The 14,824-nt window shown below is 70.8% G+C and carries 10 protein-coding genes; 6 read left to right on the plus strand and 4 right to left on the minus strand.

Annotated features, from left to right (window positions below):
- Together BM419_RS00060 and BM419_RS00065 are read left to right on the plus strand one after the other, a co-directional pair.
- A partial coding sequence (locus BM419_RS00060) for a TRAP transporter large permease subunit (protein WP_139257045.1) occupies window positions 1–567 on the plus strand: 567 nt, incomplete at its 5' end.
- Window positions 568–1,324: 757 nt separating this feature from the next.
- On the plus strand, window positions 1,325–3,199 hold the full coding sequence (locus BM419_RS00065) for a Hint domain-containing protein (RefSeq protein WP_091924218.1): 1,875 nt from the start codon (window positions 1,325–1,327) through the stop codon (window positions 3,197–3,199).
- 27 nt (window positions 3,200–3,226) lie between these two features.
- Here the strand turns inward: BM419_RS00065 and BM419_RS00070 are convergent, their stop codons facing one another.
- The 3 genes from BM419_RS00070 to BM419_RS00080 all read right to left on the minus strand — a co-directional run bounded on the left by BM419_RS00070 (window position 3,227) and on the right by BM419_RS00080 (window position 7,241).
- On the minus strand, window positions 3,227–4,915 hold the full coding sequence (locus tag BM419_RS00070) for a putative bifunctional diguanylate cyclase/phosphodiesterase (RefSeq protein WP_091924221.1): 1,689 nt from the start codon (window positions 4,913–4,915) through the stop codon (window positions 3,227–3,229).
- Entirely contained in the window at window positions 4,912–6,750 is a 1,839-nt protein-coding gene (locus BM419_RS00075) for an ATP-binding protein (protein WP_091924224.1), read from the minus strand. Before BM419_RS00075 ends, BM419_RS00070 begins: the two co-directional genes overlap by 4 nt.
- 290 nt (window positions 6,751–7,040) lie before the next feature.
- Entirely contained in the window at window positions 7,041–7,241 is a 201-nt protein-coding gene (locus tag BM419_RS00080; protein WP_056522129.1) for a hypothetical protein, read from the minus strand.
- A gap of 190 nt (window positions 7,242–7,431) precedes the next feature.
- Between BM419_RS00080 and BM419_RS00085 the strand changes: the two genes are divergently transcribed.
- The 3 genes from BM419_RS00085 to BM419_RS00095 all read left to right on the plus strand — a co-directional run bounded on the left by BM419_RS00085 (window position 7,432) and on the right by BM419_RS00095 (window position 9,306).
- A complete protein-coding gene (locus tag BM419_RS00085; RefSeq protein ID WP_020091367.1) occupies window positions 7,432–7,674 on the plus strand; it encodes a hypothetical protein in 243 nt (80 codons plus the stop codon).
- Window positions 7,675–7,708: 34 nt separating this feature from the next.
- Window positions 7,709–7,924 carry a hypothetical protein gene (locus tag BM419_RS00090; RefSeq protein WP_056522126.1) on the plus strand — a complete coding sequence of 72 codons (216 nt, stop codon included), beginning with the start codon at window positions 7,709–7,711 and terminating at the stop codon, window positions 7,922–7,924.
- Window positions 7,925–8,025: 101 nt separating this feature from the next.
- A complete protein-coding gene (locus tag BM419_RS00095) occupies window positions 8,026–9,306 on the plus strand; it encodes an O-acetylhomoserine aminocarboxypropyltransferase (protein ID WP_020091369.1) in 1,281 nt (426 codons plus the stop codon).
- 163 nt (window positions 9,307–9,469) lie between these two features.
- On the opposite strand, the gene BM419_RS00100 is transcribed toward BM419_RS00095, so the two are convergent.
- Complete coding sequence (locus tag BM419_RS00100; RefSeq protein ID WP_091924227.1) at window positions 9,470–11,257, minus strand: acyl-CoA dehydrogenase C-terminal domain-containing protein; 1,788 nt, start codon at window positions 11,255–11,257, stop codon at window positions 9,470–9,472.
- Window positions 11,258–11,558: 301 nt separating this feature from the next.
- Between BM419_RS00100 and BM419_RS00105 the strand changes: the two genes are divergently transcribed.
- On the plus strand, window positions 11,559–14,816 hold the full coding sequence (locus BM419_RS00105) for an SEL1-like repeat protein (protein ID WP_091924230.1): 3,258 nt from the start codon (window positions 11,559–11,561) through the stop codon (window positions 14,814–14,816).
- Window positions 14,817–14,824 lie beyond the last annotated feature (8 nt).

Genomic DNA, 14,824 nt, shown 5'->3' on the forward strand with positions numbered 1-14,824 from the left:
ATCGCCACCGCCACCGAGGTCTCGACCATCGGCATCGTCTACGCGGCGCTGGCCGGCCTGCTGATCTACCGCCAGTTCGAGTGGCGGCGGCTCTACCCGATGCTGGTGACCACCGCCGCCCTGTCCGGCGCGATCCTGCTGATCATCGGCGCGGCCACCGGGATGGCCTGGGCGCTCACCCAGTCGGGCTTCTCGCAGACGCTCGCCGACGTGATGAAGAGCCTCCCGGGCGGCGCGCTCGGGTTCCTGTTCGTCTCGGCCTTCGCCTTCATCATCCTGGGCTCGGTGCTGGAAGGCATACCGGCGATCGTGCTGTTCGGGCCGCTGCTGTTCCCGATCGCCCGGGCGGTGGGCGTGCACGAGGTGCACTATTCGATGGTGGTCATCCTCGCGATGGGCATCGGCCTGTTCGCCCCGCCCTTCGGCGTCGGCTATTACGCCGCCTGCGCCATCAGCCGGATCAACCCTGACGCCGGGATGCGCCCGATCGTCGGCTACATCGTGGCCCTGCTGGTCGGGCTGCTCGCCATCATCCTCGTCCCCTGGTTCTCGATCGGCTTCCTCTGAGGCGTTGCAACGCGATCCAGGAAGCGGCTGCATCCAACGGAATGCAGCCGCTTCCTCGTCGGGGGACGGTCCGATCAGCGCATCCTGTGAGGTGCCGCCGACCCGCGAGGCCGCACGGCCCGACCGAAGAGGGCGGCGAGCGCGGCCTGTCGCTCATCGGTCGCCCAGGACAAGGCCACGTGCTGGATCGGATCGCCGCTTGCCCCCGCGATCGCGTGCGACTGCGCCGGCTCCTTCCAATGCACGCGCGTTCTGGCCCGGAAGATCGGAGCTGCAATGGCTCGCGGGCCGGCGCCGATCGCCTGCCTGAACAGCCTCTACGGCGACAGCAGGGGCGGACCCGAGGCTCATCGCGCGGCGACGTCCGAACCTCCGGTCGAGCATCACCCAGCGTTCCGATCCGCTGGCCGCGATGACGCGGTACAGGCCCCCGCCGTCACCGGCCCTCCAGCCCGTCACGGCCGTTCCGTGCGGCGCCTCGATTGACCGTCAGCCAGTACGGCCGCAGCCGCGCGGCGCCGTGACTGATTTGCGCCACGTGGCCGATACGGTTAGTCAGCCTTAACCGTGTCGTCTTTGCCTGCTCGATGGCGCGACGCGACCGGCGGGCGTTCAGGCCACGGCCTGTCGCAGCCGATGCTCACTTCGTCCGCGCGACACGCAGGACATTATTAACTATTCGCGGATTGCTTGTTGGCAATCTTGATTTGACAGCGCGCCACGTCCGGCGAACCAGAATGGTGATGAGACGGCGTCGATGCTTGATCTGACGGGCTATCGCCTGACCTACGACGACGAGTTCAACGCGCGCAGCATCTCGCAGAACGGCGTCGGGACGACCTACCGCGATATTCGCGCCGAGTGGCGGTACGACGCCAACTCCGACATCGGCTTCGGCCGGTCCTCGTTCCTCGATTCCGGGTCCGGTTACGATCCCTTCAGCGTCCAGAACGGTGTCCTGACGATCACGGCGGCGCCGCCCGGGACGAGCGCGTCCGGCTATCCGGGGAGCTGGCAGTCCGGCCTCATCAGCACGCAGGGCAACTTCTCGCAGACTTACGGCTACTTCGAGATCCGCGCGGATTTCTCCAACAATCCCGATGCCTGGGACGCCTTCTGGCTGCTGCCGAATCAGCAGAGCCCGCAGTCGAGCAGCGCCAACGGACACCAGGAGCTCGACGTCGTCGAGCATTACGGAAACAACGACCGCGGCGTCTACAGCACGATCCACACGACCGACCCGCAGCCGCCCGGAACGACCTGGCAGCAGACCCGCCAAGTCTACAGCGAGATGCCCAATCCCAACGGGTATCACACCTACGGCATGAACTGGCAGGCCGATCGCATCAGCTTCTACGTCGACGGTCAGCTCGTCGGTTCGCAGGCGACGCCGTCCGACCTGCACAGCCCCATGTATCTGCTGGCCAACCTGGCCGTGCAGAGCACGGCGACGACGGGCACCCGCTTCAGCTCGAGCATCGACTATATCCGCGTCTACTCGAACAACCCCAACGCGCTCGCGGTGCCGCAGGACAGCGTGTCGTCGCCGGATGGCCGGGATCCGGGTTTGTACGGGGCGACGGCCGGTCTCCGGTCGGGCGCCGGCGCGGCCGGAGCGCAGCCGGGCGCGACCGGGTCGAACTCCGGTTCGACGGCGCCTGCATCGGGCGCCAACGGGTCGAATGGATCTTCTCAATCGTCCTCCGCCACGGCTCAAGGGACCGCGGCGCCGGGAAACGCCCCGTGCTACTGCACCGGCACGTCCATCAGGACCGACCGCGGCGACGTCGCTGTCGAGCGGCTCGCGGTGGGCGACAGGGTCGTCACGGCCGCGGGCCTGCATCGGCCGATCCGGTGGATCGGTCGCCGCACCTATCCCGGATCGTCGGCCCCGCCGACCGAGCGACCTGTGCGCATCCGGGCCGGCGCGCTCGACGACGGCGTCCCCGCCCGCGACCTGCTCGTCTCGCCGGACCACGCCGTTTGGCTGGACGGGCTGTTCGTCGCCGCCGGCCACCTCGTCAACGGAACCAGCATCACCCGCGGTGAGCGCGTGATCGATCTCACCTACTGGCATATCGAGCTCGACAGCCACGACCTGTTGCTGGCGGAGGGCGCGCCGGCCGAGAGCTTCCTGCCCGCTCCCGGCCTCCGGCGGCTCTTCGACGGCCGCGATCCGGACGACAGCGCGATCGGTCCGCAGGCCTACGCGCCGCGCACCGCGCTCGGTCCCCAGCTCGCCGCCCTGCGCAGGCGGCTGATCCGTCGGGCCGGCGCGACGTCGCGTCCGGGCGCCGTGCGGGCGTGGCTGGATCGCTGCGCGCTGCGCGCGGACGGCGCGCTGCGCGTGGCCGGCTGGGCCCACGACGCCGCGCAGCCCGACGCCCCCGTATGCCTGGACATCGTGGTCGACGGGACGATCGTGGCGGTGACGGTGGCGGCGGAGTACCGCGCCGACATCGCGGCGGCGGGCGTGGGCGACGGCCGGCACGGATTTGACCTCGGCGTCGAGGCGCCCCTCGCTCCCGGTGTGCCGCACGTGGTCGAGGTGCGCCGCTCGATCGACGAGGCGGTCATCTGCGCCATGGCCGCGGACGCGGCGGGCGTGTGGCGGCCCCTGCTGGCCGCCTGACGCGCCACCGCGGCCGCGCGGCGGACGTCAGGCGCGCCGCATCAGGCTGGACGCGCGGAGGTCCGACGCGCGCAGGTCCGACGCGCGGCCGCGCGCGGCCGGACCGCGCGCCCCGGACATGCGCGGCGGCTCGGCCTGCCGGATCTGGTCGAGCAGCAGCGGGCGCGCGAAGTAGTAGCCCTGGGCGCAGCGGATCTGCGTGGCGCCGAGCAGGTAGGCGACCTCTTCGAAGGTCTCGACGCCTTCGGCCACCACCGTCATGCCGAGCGCCGCACCGAGCGACTCGATCGCCTTCAGGACGATCTGGCTGCGTGGCCGCTTGTCGATGTCGGTGATGAACGAGCGATCGATCTTCAACTCGTCCGCGGTGATGTCCGCCAGGGCCGCGAGGGACGAGTAGCCGACGCCGAAATCGTCGATCGAGACGCGCGCGCCGATCGCCCGGATCTTTGGCAGGACCTCGCGCTGGAAGCGGCCCGTCGTGAAGAAGGCCTCTTCGGTCAGTTCGAGCACGAAGCGCTCCGCGAGGCCGGTCTCGCCGAGCGCCGCGCAGAAGGCCGTCATGAACGGCACGTCGCAGGCCTGTTTGGCGGCGATGTTGAGGCTCACGGTGACATCGGGTCCGAAAACCTCGTCGATGTCGGGCATCGCCCGCACCGTCTCGGCCAGGAGCTGCAGCGTGATCTCGTTGATCAGCCCGAGCTCGATGGCGAGGGCGATGAAGTCGCCCGGCGCCTGGATCATGCCGACCTCGTCGCGCCAGCGCAGGAGCACCTCGACGCCCGTGACCGCGTGGGAGCGCATGTCGACCTTGGGCTGGAAGGCGCAGCAGAAGCAGCGATCGCGGATCGCCAGCCGGAGGCGCTGCTCCACGGCCATGCGGGCCGTCGCGGCCTGGCTCATCGCGTCGTCGAAGACGCTGACGCCGCCCTTCAGCTCGCCCTTCACCCGGTACATCGCGTTGTCGGCCTGTCGGGCGAGGGTCTCGTAGCTGTCGCCGTGCTCCGGGAAGAGGCTGACGCCGATGGAGGCGGAGGCGAAGATCTCGTGCCCGTCGATGAAGAACGGCTGCTTCAGGCGCTCCGAGATGGCGCGCACGGCGGCCAGCGCCGCGTCCCCGTCGGTGACGGGAGCGAGGAGCAGCACGAACTCGTCGCCGCCGATCCGCGCCAGGAGGTCGCTCGGGCGCAGCGCGGCGCCGATCCGGTCGGACACCTTGCGCAGCAGGGCATCGCCCGCGGCGTGGCTGTAGTAGTCGTTGATGTGCTTGAAGTTGTCGAGATCGATGAAGGCCAGGGCGAATCGGTCCCCCGGCGCGGACCCCGCCAGGACATCCGCGATGCTCTGCTCGAACATCGTCCGGTTGGGCAGGCCGGTCAGGGCGTCGATGAAGGCCTTGGTGATCAGCTCCCGCTGGATCCGGTGATGGTGCGTGACGTCGATCAGGGTCGTCAGCGTGAAACCGTCCCGGTCCTCGGCGACCGGCCGCGTCCGCACCTCGAGCATCCGGTCGTCGACTGCCTCGACGGTCCCGGCGTCCCGGGCGCCGGCCGCCGCGGCGGGAAGCGCCTGGACGGCCCTGTCCCCGAGGGCGCGCGCGGCGGCGTTGGCGAGGACGCAGTGACCCTGGCCGTCATGGACCACGACCCCGACGGGTAGCGCCTGGATGGCGGCCTCGAGCAGGGTTCGACGCTCCGAAAAAGCGGGCTCGCTCATGCCCCGCCCTGCTGCCACAGGGGCTTGGCAGTCTGGGCGCCGGTCTGGGCGCCGGTCTGAGCTTGGTCGCCGCCCTCCAGGGGGCGGCGGAGGAGACGGCGATGCACCTGCTCGAGGGCGGCGCCGTGCGGGCCGTCCGAGCCCGCCTCGCGCCCGAGGCGCGCCGCCGCGGCCGGATCGCCGTCGTACCCGGCGATCTTGTTCATGGTGGCGCCGCGCCAGCGCTCGACGACGGCGCCGACGAAGGCCGCGCCGGCGACGGTCGCGTCGTCCTCGGCGGCCCTGCCGCTCGCGTCGTTGCGCGGGTGACGGGCCGACGGCAGCGGCCGGAAGGTCATCCGCGCCGGGATCGGGACGCCCTCGCCGAAGGCGATGACCTCGCCGGTGCCCAGCGACGGCACGAAGGTGAGGAGGTTGGCGGCGTCCGACACGGCCGCGGCCAGGAAAGCCTGGTCGCGCGCGTTGGTCATGCGCATGGCGAACAGGGTACTGCATTGCGACATGATCGTCGCGTCGAGCTCGGCCGGGCGCTGGGTGACGAGCCCGAGATGGACGCCGTGCTTGCGGCCCTCGCGGGCGATCCGCGCCAGGGCGCGGCGCGTCGGCGTGAAGCCCACCGACCGGTCGGCCGAGGCGAAGCGGTGGGCCTCCTCGCAGACGAACAGCAGCGGGATGGCGCCCTCGCTCCAGATGCCGAACTCGAAGGCGAGGCGGCACAGCACGCACACGACGGCGTCGACGACCTCCATCGGCAGACCGGCGAGCTGCATGATCGTCATCGGCCGCCCGTCGGGATCGAGCCGGAACAGGTGCGCCAGGATCTCGCCCATCATGTCGCCGCCGACATTGGCGTTGTCGAACATGAAGCCGTGCCGGGGATCGTTCCGGATCGCCTCGATCCGGGAGATCAGCCGGTGATAGTGCATCCGGGAGACGCGGTTCTCGAGCCGACCCATCCGCTCGTCGATGAGCGCGAGCAGATCCTGCAGCATGTAGGGGACCGGCGTGTCGACCGTGTAGCCGGCGCCCTTGCCGAAGGGCCGCTTCACGATCTGGCGGTCGCTCGCCTCCTTGTACTGCCCGTACTTGCTCTTCGCGAGGGGGATCACCTCGGCCAGGATCTCGATCTCCTCGTCCACGGCCGGCCGGCCGCCGTAGATGACGTCGGCGATCTCCTCGAGGTTGAACAGCCAGAACGGCAGCTTGAGGGTCCGCGGGCTGATGACGCTCGCGCGGTCGCCGAAGCTGGCGGCGTACTCGTTGTGCACGTCCAGCAGGAAGACGCGCACGGCCGGCCGCGCCCGCATCACCTCGTCGAGGATGACGGTGACGCCGCTTGACTTCCCGACACCGGTCGCGCCGAGCACCGCGAAGTGCTTGGAGAGCAGGTCGTCGATCTTGATGCAGGCCGGGGTCTCGGGATCCTGGTAGAGCGCGCCCACGGCCGCCGTGCCGGTCGCCGAGACCTGATGGACGATCCGGAGGTCGGTGGCGGACAGGAGTTCCACATCGTCGCCGATCGCCGGGTAGCAGCTCACGCCGCGGCTGAAGCGGCGCGCGCCGTGCGCCGCGTGGATCTCGCCGAGCAGGTCGAGGCTCGCGTAGGCGCCCGGCCGGTGCCCGCGCTCGCTGCCCGAGGACAGCGTGGTGACGATGCCGACGAGGATCGCCTCTCCGGCACGGATCCGAACCAGATTGCCGACGGTGACGCGCACCCTGGGCCGGCCGCCCTGCACGATGAGTTCGAGATGGACCTTGGATCCCTCGATCGACGTCACCGCGCCCATGGGCGACGCGGCATCGTCGTGCCGGACCGTTCCGTCGCCGCTCAGCATCGTTCGCACCCTGGTCAGAAACAGAATCGGCGCGATACTGGTCGGGCGTGATTAAAGTTCTGACAAAGAAATATGGCCAGCGAAACAATGCTTAACCGATGCCTTACGGTTCGTGAGCATCGTCAAGGTTGTATTTGATGGCCGCCGCGACGGTCGCGCGGGAGGACGCGGACCGGTCGGCGCATGATCCAGCGGGATCGTCTGCCATCGACACGCCGGCGCGGCGCGGAAACACCCGCGCAAATTCCAAATGGACGGTCGTGTCCGCCCCTGCCGGTTGCGGCCGCAGCCTACGCGACCTGACCGTCGCCGAAATGCTCGCGCATCCAGCACTCTCCGGAGATCCGCGCTCCGTTCTGCGTCACGAACGCGTAGGGCGAGTGCTCCACAACCGCGCCGCCGCGGCTGCGGATGATCCAGCGAAAACACCGCGGATCGTCCAGGCACGGGACGATCTCGACGGTATGAGAGCGCGTGATTTCGGTCGTCATGACCGGTAAACGCTCGAGCGCGGGACTCCGCTCCACGGATCGTGTGTGGAAGGTTACCGAGCGGTGTGGGCGCGCACGCCAGTTGGACCTGTCCGTCAGGTTCCGTGGCCGGAACCTTCCCCACCGCGGCCCGGTTCGGGCCGAGCCCTCCGGCCGGGCGCGACCCGGCTCCGCGCGACAAGGATGCTGCATGCCGATCAAGGCCCTCAACGACCGCAAGAAGCTGTCGAACGACTTCAACGAGGCCAACGACGCCTTCATCGACGAGGTGCTGAGCGCGCTCCAGGGCGGCCGGATTCCGGTCGATCTTGCCCGCGCCTACCTCGCGCATCCGGTCGCGATGATGCACACGGACGGGGCGCAGGCCGTCGCCAACTACTTCGAGCGCATGCTGGCCCAGCGCCCGAACATCGACTGGACGCCGGGCGCCTGAGCGCGGCGAGGCACCCCGACGAGAAGGAGCGCGGATGACCGCCGACGAGATCGAGGATCTGAACCGGGCGCGCGCCGCCCTGGCCCGCCAGCGGAACGCCATCGCGCGGCGCCTGGGCGGCCTCGACCTGGCGCCGATCTCCATGGCCGAGGACCTGACCCGGACCCTTCTCGCCATCGAGGCCGTGGACCGTGCCCTGGTCGATGCGGGCCAGCCGCATATCGACATCGGCCACCGGCCGGACGCCTAGGGATTGCGAAGCGCTCGGTCGCGCCCGAGTCTTCGCGCCCGAGTCTTGCGCCGCACTCCCAGGCGTGCGTACAGGCTCGGGTGCTCTGAGGAGACCCGACGATGTCCGACCGCATGCCCGGCTTCAACACGCTGGCGATCCACGCGGGCGCCGCCCCCGACGCGGCCACCGGCGCGCGGGCGACGCCGATCTACCAGACCACCAGCTTCGTGTTCGACGACGTCGACCACGCCGCGTCGCTGTTCGGGCTCCAGGCCTTCGGCAACATCTACACGCGGATCACCAATCCGACGAACGCTGTCCTCGAGGAGCGCATCGCCGCGCTCGAAGGTGGGACCGCAGCCCTGGCGGTGGCCTCCGGCCACGCGGCGGAGTTCCTGACCATGCACGCCCTGATGCAGCCGGGCGACGAGTTCGTCGCCTCCAACAAGCTCTACGGCGGCTCGATCAACCAGTTCAACCACTCGTACAAGAACTTCGGCTGGTCGGTGGCCTGGGCCGACAACGACGACCCCGCCTCCTTCGAGGCGGCGATCACGCCGCGCACCAAGGCGATCTTCTGCGAATCGATCGCCAATCCCGGCGGCGTCATCACCGATCTGGCGGCGCTGTCGCAGATCGCCAAGAAGCACAACATCCCGCTCGTCGTCGACAACACCATGGCGACGCCGTACCTGATCCGGCCGTTCGAGCACGGCGCCGACATCGTGGTGCACTCGGCAACCAAGTTCCTCGGCGGCCACGGCAACTCGATCGGCGGCCTGATCGTCGACGGCGGCTCGTTCCAGTGGGCCGGCGACGCGCGCTACCCGATGATGAGCCAGCCGCGGCCGGAATATTCCGGCATGGTTCTGGCCGAGACCTTCGGCAACTTCGGCTTCGCCATCGCCTGCCGGGTGCTGGGCCTGCGCGATCTCGGACCGGCGCTGTCGCCGTTCAACGCCTTCCTGATCCTGAACGGGATCGAGACGCTGCCGCTGCGCATGCAGCGCCACTCCGACAACGCGCTGACGGTGGCCAAGCACCTGTCGACGCATCCGGCGGTGTCGTGGGTCAGCTATCCCGGCCTGGAGACCGACCGGTACCATCAGCTCGCCCGGCGCTACACGCCGAACGGCGCGGGGGCCGTCTTCACCTTCGGGCTCAAGGGCGGCTACGACGCGGGCGTCAAGCTGGTGTCGAGCCTGCAGCTGTTCTCGCACCTCGCCAATATCGGCGACACGCGCTCCCTGATCATTCACCCGGCCTCGACGACCCACCGCCAGCTCACCGACGCGCAGAAGACCGCCGCGGGCGCGGGACCCGACGTGGTGCGGTTGTCGATCGGCCTGGAGGATCCGGCCGACCTGATCGAGGATCTGGACGCGGCACTCGGTGCGTGAGCCCGGCGACATCGCGAGCGCGGTGAAGCGACCCAGGGCGGCCCGACGTCATTGAGCGGGGCGCGACCCTGGTTTGCTTCGCTCTGCTCGCAAGGACGGCGGTGCTTCCGGCGATCTGACCAGAAGCCGCCGGCTGGCGCGAGGCGCACAGCCGGCGGGCTGCTTAGAATGCCTCCGCCTCCAGCGCCATGGTGCTCTCGGCCCCGGCCTTGATCCGGTTGAGGCGCAGGGCGGTCTCCGGCAGCATCCGCTCCATGAAGAACCGGCCGCTCGTGAGCTTGGACTCCCAGCGGGGGGAGGGGGCCTCGGCGTGCTTGGCCTGGGCGGCCTTTGCGATCTTCGCCCACATGTAGCCGAGGGCCACGAGGCCGAAGAGGTGCATGAAGTCGGTCGCGCCGGCGCCGGCATTGTCGGGCTTGCTGAACGCGTTCTGCATCAGCCACATCACGGCACCCTGGAGGTCGTTCAGCCCGGCCTGGAGTGGCTTGGTGAACGGCGCCATGGCGGGATCCTCGCCGTGGTCCTTAAGGAAGGTCTGGACCTCGCCCAGGAACGTCATCATCGCCCGGCCGCCGTCCTTCGGCAGCTTGCGGCCGATCAGGTCCATGGCCTGGATGCCGTTGGCGCCCTCGTAGATCATGGCGATGCGGGCATCGCGCACGAACTGCGACATGCCCCATTCCTCGATGTAGCCGTGGCCGCCGAGGAGCTGCTGGGCCTCGACCGCGTTGGCGAAGCCGCGGTCGGTGAATACGCCCTTCACCACCGGGGTCATCAGGCCGAGATGGTCGTCGGCGGCCTGCCGCTCCTTGGCATCCTCGGAGCGGTGCAGGATGTCGGCCTGGAGCGCGGTCCAGAGCATGAGGGCCCGGGCCGCCTCGTTGAAGGCGCGGATCTGCATCAGCGTGCGGCGCACGTCCGGATGGACGATGATCGGGTCGGCGGCCTTCTCGGGCGCCTTGGCGCCGGTCAGGGCGCGGCCCTGGAGCCGGTCCTTCGCGTAGGCGGCGGCGTTCTGGTAGGCGACCTCGGACTGGCCGAGGCCCTGGACGCCGACGGCGAGCCGCGCCTCGTTCATCATCACGAACATGGCGTTGAGGCCGCGATTCTCCTGGCCCACGAGCCAGCCCGTAGCCCCGTCGTAGTTCATCACGCAGGTGGCGTTGCCGTGGATGCCCATCTTGTGCTCGAGGGAGCCGCAGGACACGCCGTTGCGCGCCCCGAGGGACCCGTCGGCGTTCACCAGGAATTTCGGCACCACGAACAGCGAGATGCCCTTTGTGCCGGCGGGCGCGCCCTCGATCCGCGCGATGACGAGGTGCACGATGTTCTCGGCGAGGTCGTGCTCGCCGGCCGAGATGAAGATCTTGGTGCCGGTGAGGTTGTAGGAGCCGTCGCCGTTCGGCACGGCCTTGGTCTTGAGAAGCCCGAGATCCGTGCCGCAATGCGGCTCGGTCAGGTTCATGGTCCCGGTCCAGGCGCCCTCGACCATCTTGGGCAGGTACAGCGCCTTCTGCTCCTCCGAGCCGTGGACCAGCAGCGCCGCCATCGCGCCCTGCGTCAGGCCGGGATACATGCCGAAGGCGAGGTTCGCGCCCGAGGCGAATTCCTGGATCGCCGTGTTCAGGGTGTGCGGCAGGCCCTGGCCGCCATAGGCCTCCGGCACCGACAGGCCCATCCAGCCGCCGCTGGCGTAGGTGTCGTAGGCGGCCTTGAAGCCGGTCGGCGTGCGCACCGTCCCGTCGGCCTCGCGGCGGCAGCCCTCGACGTCGCCCGTGCGGTTGAGCGGGGCGAGCACCTCCTCGGCGAGCTTCGCCCCCTCGCGCAGGACGGCCTCGACCACGTCGGGCGAGGCGTCGGCGAAGCCCGCCAGGTTGTCCCGGGCATGGAAGCCGAGGACCTCGGTGAGCAAGAACAGCGTATCCTCGACCGGAGCGCGATACTGCGGCATCTCTGGCTTCCCCCGTCTGGTGCGGGCCTCTCGGAACGGCCCGCCGCGTTGGCCGCATGTAAACGCCGCGCCGCTCCCGGAGCAACGGCTCCGCCCGCCCGGAGCGCGACAGGCGCGGCCGTTCCTCAGCAGCCGCGTGGTCGCGGCCATTACCGGGCCCATCAAACCTTAACTTCGTGTTTACCAAGAAAGTTAATGGTCACGCTCGAACGATCCGACGCGTGCGTCCGTGGATACCGAATTCCGGTCCCGCTCTGCGCCGAGGAAACGGACGCCGAACGCTGCCGACGACAGGCCACCGATGACCCGCAACGCGATGCCGCAGCTCGACAGTTTCGATCCCGAGGTGCTCGACGCGGCCCGCGACGTGGCGGCGCGGGCCGGGGTCCCGCTCGAGACCTGGATCGCGTCGGTGGTGCCGCAGCAGCAATCGGCCAGTCAGGGAAATCGCCGGCACCGGCGGCGTCACCGCGCCGAGCAGCTCGCCCTCGGTGGCAACCGGCCCGAGGCCTCGGCCGAGCGCGCCCTCCCGCCGGCCTCGCCCGACCAGCGGGCTCACGGGACGGCGCCGCGCGCCGAGGGCTACGGCGACGGTATCGCCGCTCTGATGGACCGCCTCGACGGTCTCGACCGCGCCCTCGACCACGAGCGGCGCGCCGCCCAGGACGCCGAGGCGCGCCGCCTCGCGGAGATCGAGGCCCGCATCGAGCGCGCCCTGAAGGCGGCCCCCGTCCAGCAGGTCACCGAGCGGCTCGGCGACATCGAGCGCCGCATGTCCCAGCTCGGCGAGCAGGTCGCCGCGACCCGAACGCCCGGCCGTCGCCCGCGTCCCGCCGCCGCCGACATCCGCAGCGCCGTCCAGGACATTCGCCAGCGCCAGCGCGAGCTGGCACAGGGCGCCGAGCCGGCGCTCGCCGCTTCCCCGGCCGATGGCGGCGTCGTCGCCAGCATGCGCCTGGACCTCGCCCGCCGCCTGGAGGCGCGGATCGAGGAGGGCGTCGCCCCGTCGACCGCCCTGATCGAGCTTCAGGAGGAGACCACGCGCCTGCGGGAGGCGATCAACCAACTCGCGACGAGCCGGGACATCGGCGCCCTCGAGCAGGCCGTCGTCACCCTGGCGAGCGGAATCGAGCGCGCCCAGGCGGGGACCGATCTCACCGCCATCGCGGTGCCGATCGAGCAGGTCCGGGCCCAGGTCGAGCGCCTCGCCGAGGAGGTGGCCGAGAACGTCCACAGCCGCGTCGCGGAGGACGTCCGGCGCCTCGCCGAGCGCCTCGACACCGCCGCCGCGACCGGCGCCGCCGGTCCGGACGACCGGACCCTCGCGGGCCTGTTCGCCGAACTCGAGGAGATCCGCCGTCAGATTGCCGCGCTCGCCGGCCCGGAGCGCATCCAGGGTCTCGCGCAGAGCCTGCAGGCGGTGAGCGCGCAGATCGCCCAGCTGCAGCGGACGGCCGCCGGCCCGGACCTCCGGCCGATCCTGGAGGAGATCCGCAGCGACGTGAAGATCGCCGCGCCGGCGGCGCTGGCGGAGCAGATCCAGGCACTCGCCGAGAAGGTCGACGTGCTCTGCGCGCGGGACGACTGGTCCGAGCGCACCGGCGACGTGAACGTGGCTCGCTCGGGCGACATGGCCTCCATCCACGCCATGCTCCGCAGCCTTGCCGAGAAGGTCGATCAGGTCGGCACCCGGTCCGAGCACGAGGGCCTCGACGCCCTGGAGCGGCAGGTGGTCTCGCTGGCCGGCCGCCTCGACGCGCCGCACAGCGCCGATCCGGCGCTGGCCGGGCTGGAGCGCACGATGAGCGACCTGCTGCGGCAGGTCACGGCGCTCCGGGAATCGGCGCCGAGCGAGGCCGTGGTGGAGCGTGCCGCCCGCAACGCGGTCGCCCAGACCCTTCAGACATCCGGCCTCGGTGCCGCCGAGACCGGCGAGATCGGCCTCCTGCGCGCCAGCCTCGCGGACATGCAGGCCCGGCAGGTGGCCTCCGATCAGCGCCTCGGCGCGACCCTCGACGGGGTTCAGTCGGCCCTGGAGCGGCTCCTCGTCCGGCTCGGGCCCGCCGAGGCCGTCCCGGCGCGGGGGCCGTCCCTCGACGAGCGCCTGATGTCGTCGACGAGCCCGGATGTGGCCCTCGCGCCCGTCGAGGCGCGCGCAAGGTCGCGGCGCGACAATGCCGAGGCATCCCGCCTCGCCGACGACCTTCTGGAGCCCGGCAGCGGCCGGCCGCCGCGCGAGCCGCGCGCGGCCCGTGAGCCCTCCGCCCGCCGGGCCGCGCAGGAGCGCCTCGGCGACGTCGCCGCCGCGCGATCCGCGGCCGACTCCAAGTCCGAGACCGACATCAAGACCAGCTTCATCGCGGCCGCGCGCCGGGCGGCCCAGGCTGCCCAGGCGGAGCTGGCCGCCGAGGCGCCCGCCGAGCGCCGGGAAGCCCGGAGTGACCGGGTCGCCGCTCTCCAGGGGGCGGCGACCGGCCGCCTCGGACGGTTGCGCGCCGAGATCGATCGCCGGCGCCGGCCGCTGCTGCTCGGCCTCGCGGCCATCGTTCTGGCTCTCGGTGCGCTCCAGGCGATCACCATGCGCGGCGCGGACGAGCCGCGGCCGGCGGCTCCGACGAGCCAGGTCGCGCCGTCCCGCGGCGATGCCGCGGAGGTCCAGAAGGACAATGCGGACGTCTCCAAGGACGCTTCGAAGGACGCCGCCAAGGAGAGCGCGGAGTCGAAGCCGGCGCCGGCTGATCCGACGACGACCCAGTCTCTGCCCAACTCCGTTCCCTCGGACGCCCGGCCCAATGCCAAGGCGGCGGTGCCGCAGGTCTCGGGGATGAACAGCCTGCAGGCCGAGTTCGGCAACCTGCCGCCGGCGCTGGCGAAGGTGAAGCTCGCCGCCCTCGACGGTGACGGCGCGTCGATCTGGGACCTCGCGACGCGGGAGGCCGATGGCCGCGGCATGCCGCGCGATCTGTCGATCGCCGCCAAGCTCTTCGAGAAGCTGGCCGCGGCCGGCTACGCGCCCGCCCAGTACAAGGTCGCGGGCCATTACGAGAAGGGCTCGGGCGTCGTCCGAGACCTCGACAAGGCGAAGCTCTGGTACGGCCGCGCCGCCGAGCAGGGCCACGCCCGCTCCATGCACAATCTGGCGGTGCTGTACGCCGAGAACCCGGCCGCCAACGGCAAGCCGGATTTCGCCTCCGCGGCCTCGTGGTTCCGGCAGGGCGCCGAGTTCGGCGTCCGCGACAGCCAGTACAATCTCGGCGTCCTCTACGCGCGCGGCCTCGGCCTGACGCAGGACCTGATCCAGTCCTACGCGTGGTTCTCCGCTGCCGCGAGCCAAGGCGACGACGATGCCGGCAAGAAGCGCGACGACGTGGCCAACAAGCTCAGCCCCGCCGACCTCGCCAGCGCCAAGAGCCTCGCGGCGAACTTCAAGCCGCGAAAGATCGACGCGGCGGTCAACGAGCCGCCCGCGCCGAAGATGCCGGCGAGCGCGCCGATGTCCCTCCTCGGCGCGCCGATGCCCGGCGCTGTCCCGTTCACGGCGCCGCCGCGCCGGAGCTGACGCCGCTT

Source organism: Methylobacterium sp. yr668, from assembly GCF_900116245.1.
GTDB lineage: Bacteria > Pseudomonadota > Alphaproteobacteria > Rhizobiales > Beijerinckiaceae > Methylobacterium.

Coding starts and splice junctions, on each gene's coding strand:
- BM419_RS00065 (WP_091924218.1), top strand. CDS start 1,325: ATGCTTGATCTGACGGGCTATCGCCTGACCTACGACGACGAGTTCAAC.
- BM419_RS00070 (WP_091924221.1), bottom strand. CDS start 4,915: ATGAGCGAGCCCGCTTTTTCGGAGCGTCGAACCCTGCTCGAGGCCGCC.
- BM419_RS00075 (WP_091924224.1), bottom strand. CDS start 6,750: ATGCTGAGCGGCGACGGAACGGTCCGGCACGACGATGCCGCGTCGCCC.
- BM419_RS00080 (WP_056522129.1), bottom strand. CDS start 7,241: ATGACGACCGAAATCACGCGCTCTCATACCGTCGAGATCGTCCCGTGC.
- BM419_RS00085 (WP_020091367.1), top strand. CDS start 7,432: ATGCCGATCAAGGCCCTCAACGACCGCAAGAAGCTGTCGAACGACTTC.
- BM419_RS00090 (WP_056522126.1), top strand. CDS start 7,709: ATGACCGCCGACGAGATCGAGGATCTGAACCGGGCGCGCGCCGCCCTG.
- BM419_RS00095 (WP_020091369.1), top strand. CDS start 8,026: ATGTCCGACCGCATGCCCGGCTTCAACACGCTGGCGATCCACGCGGGC.
- BM419_RS00100 (WP_091924227.1), bottom strand. CDS start 11,257: ATGCCGCAGTATCGCGCTCCGGTCGAGGATACGCTGTTCTTGCTCACC.
- BM419_RS00105 (WP_091924230.1), top strand. CDS start 11,559: ATGACCCGCAACGCGATGCCGCAGCTCGACAGTTTCGATCCCGAGGTG.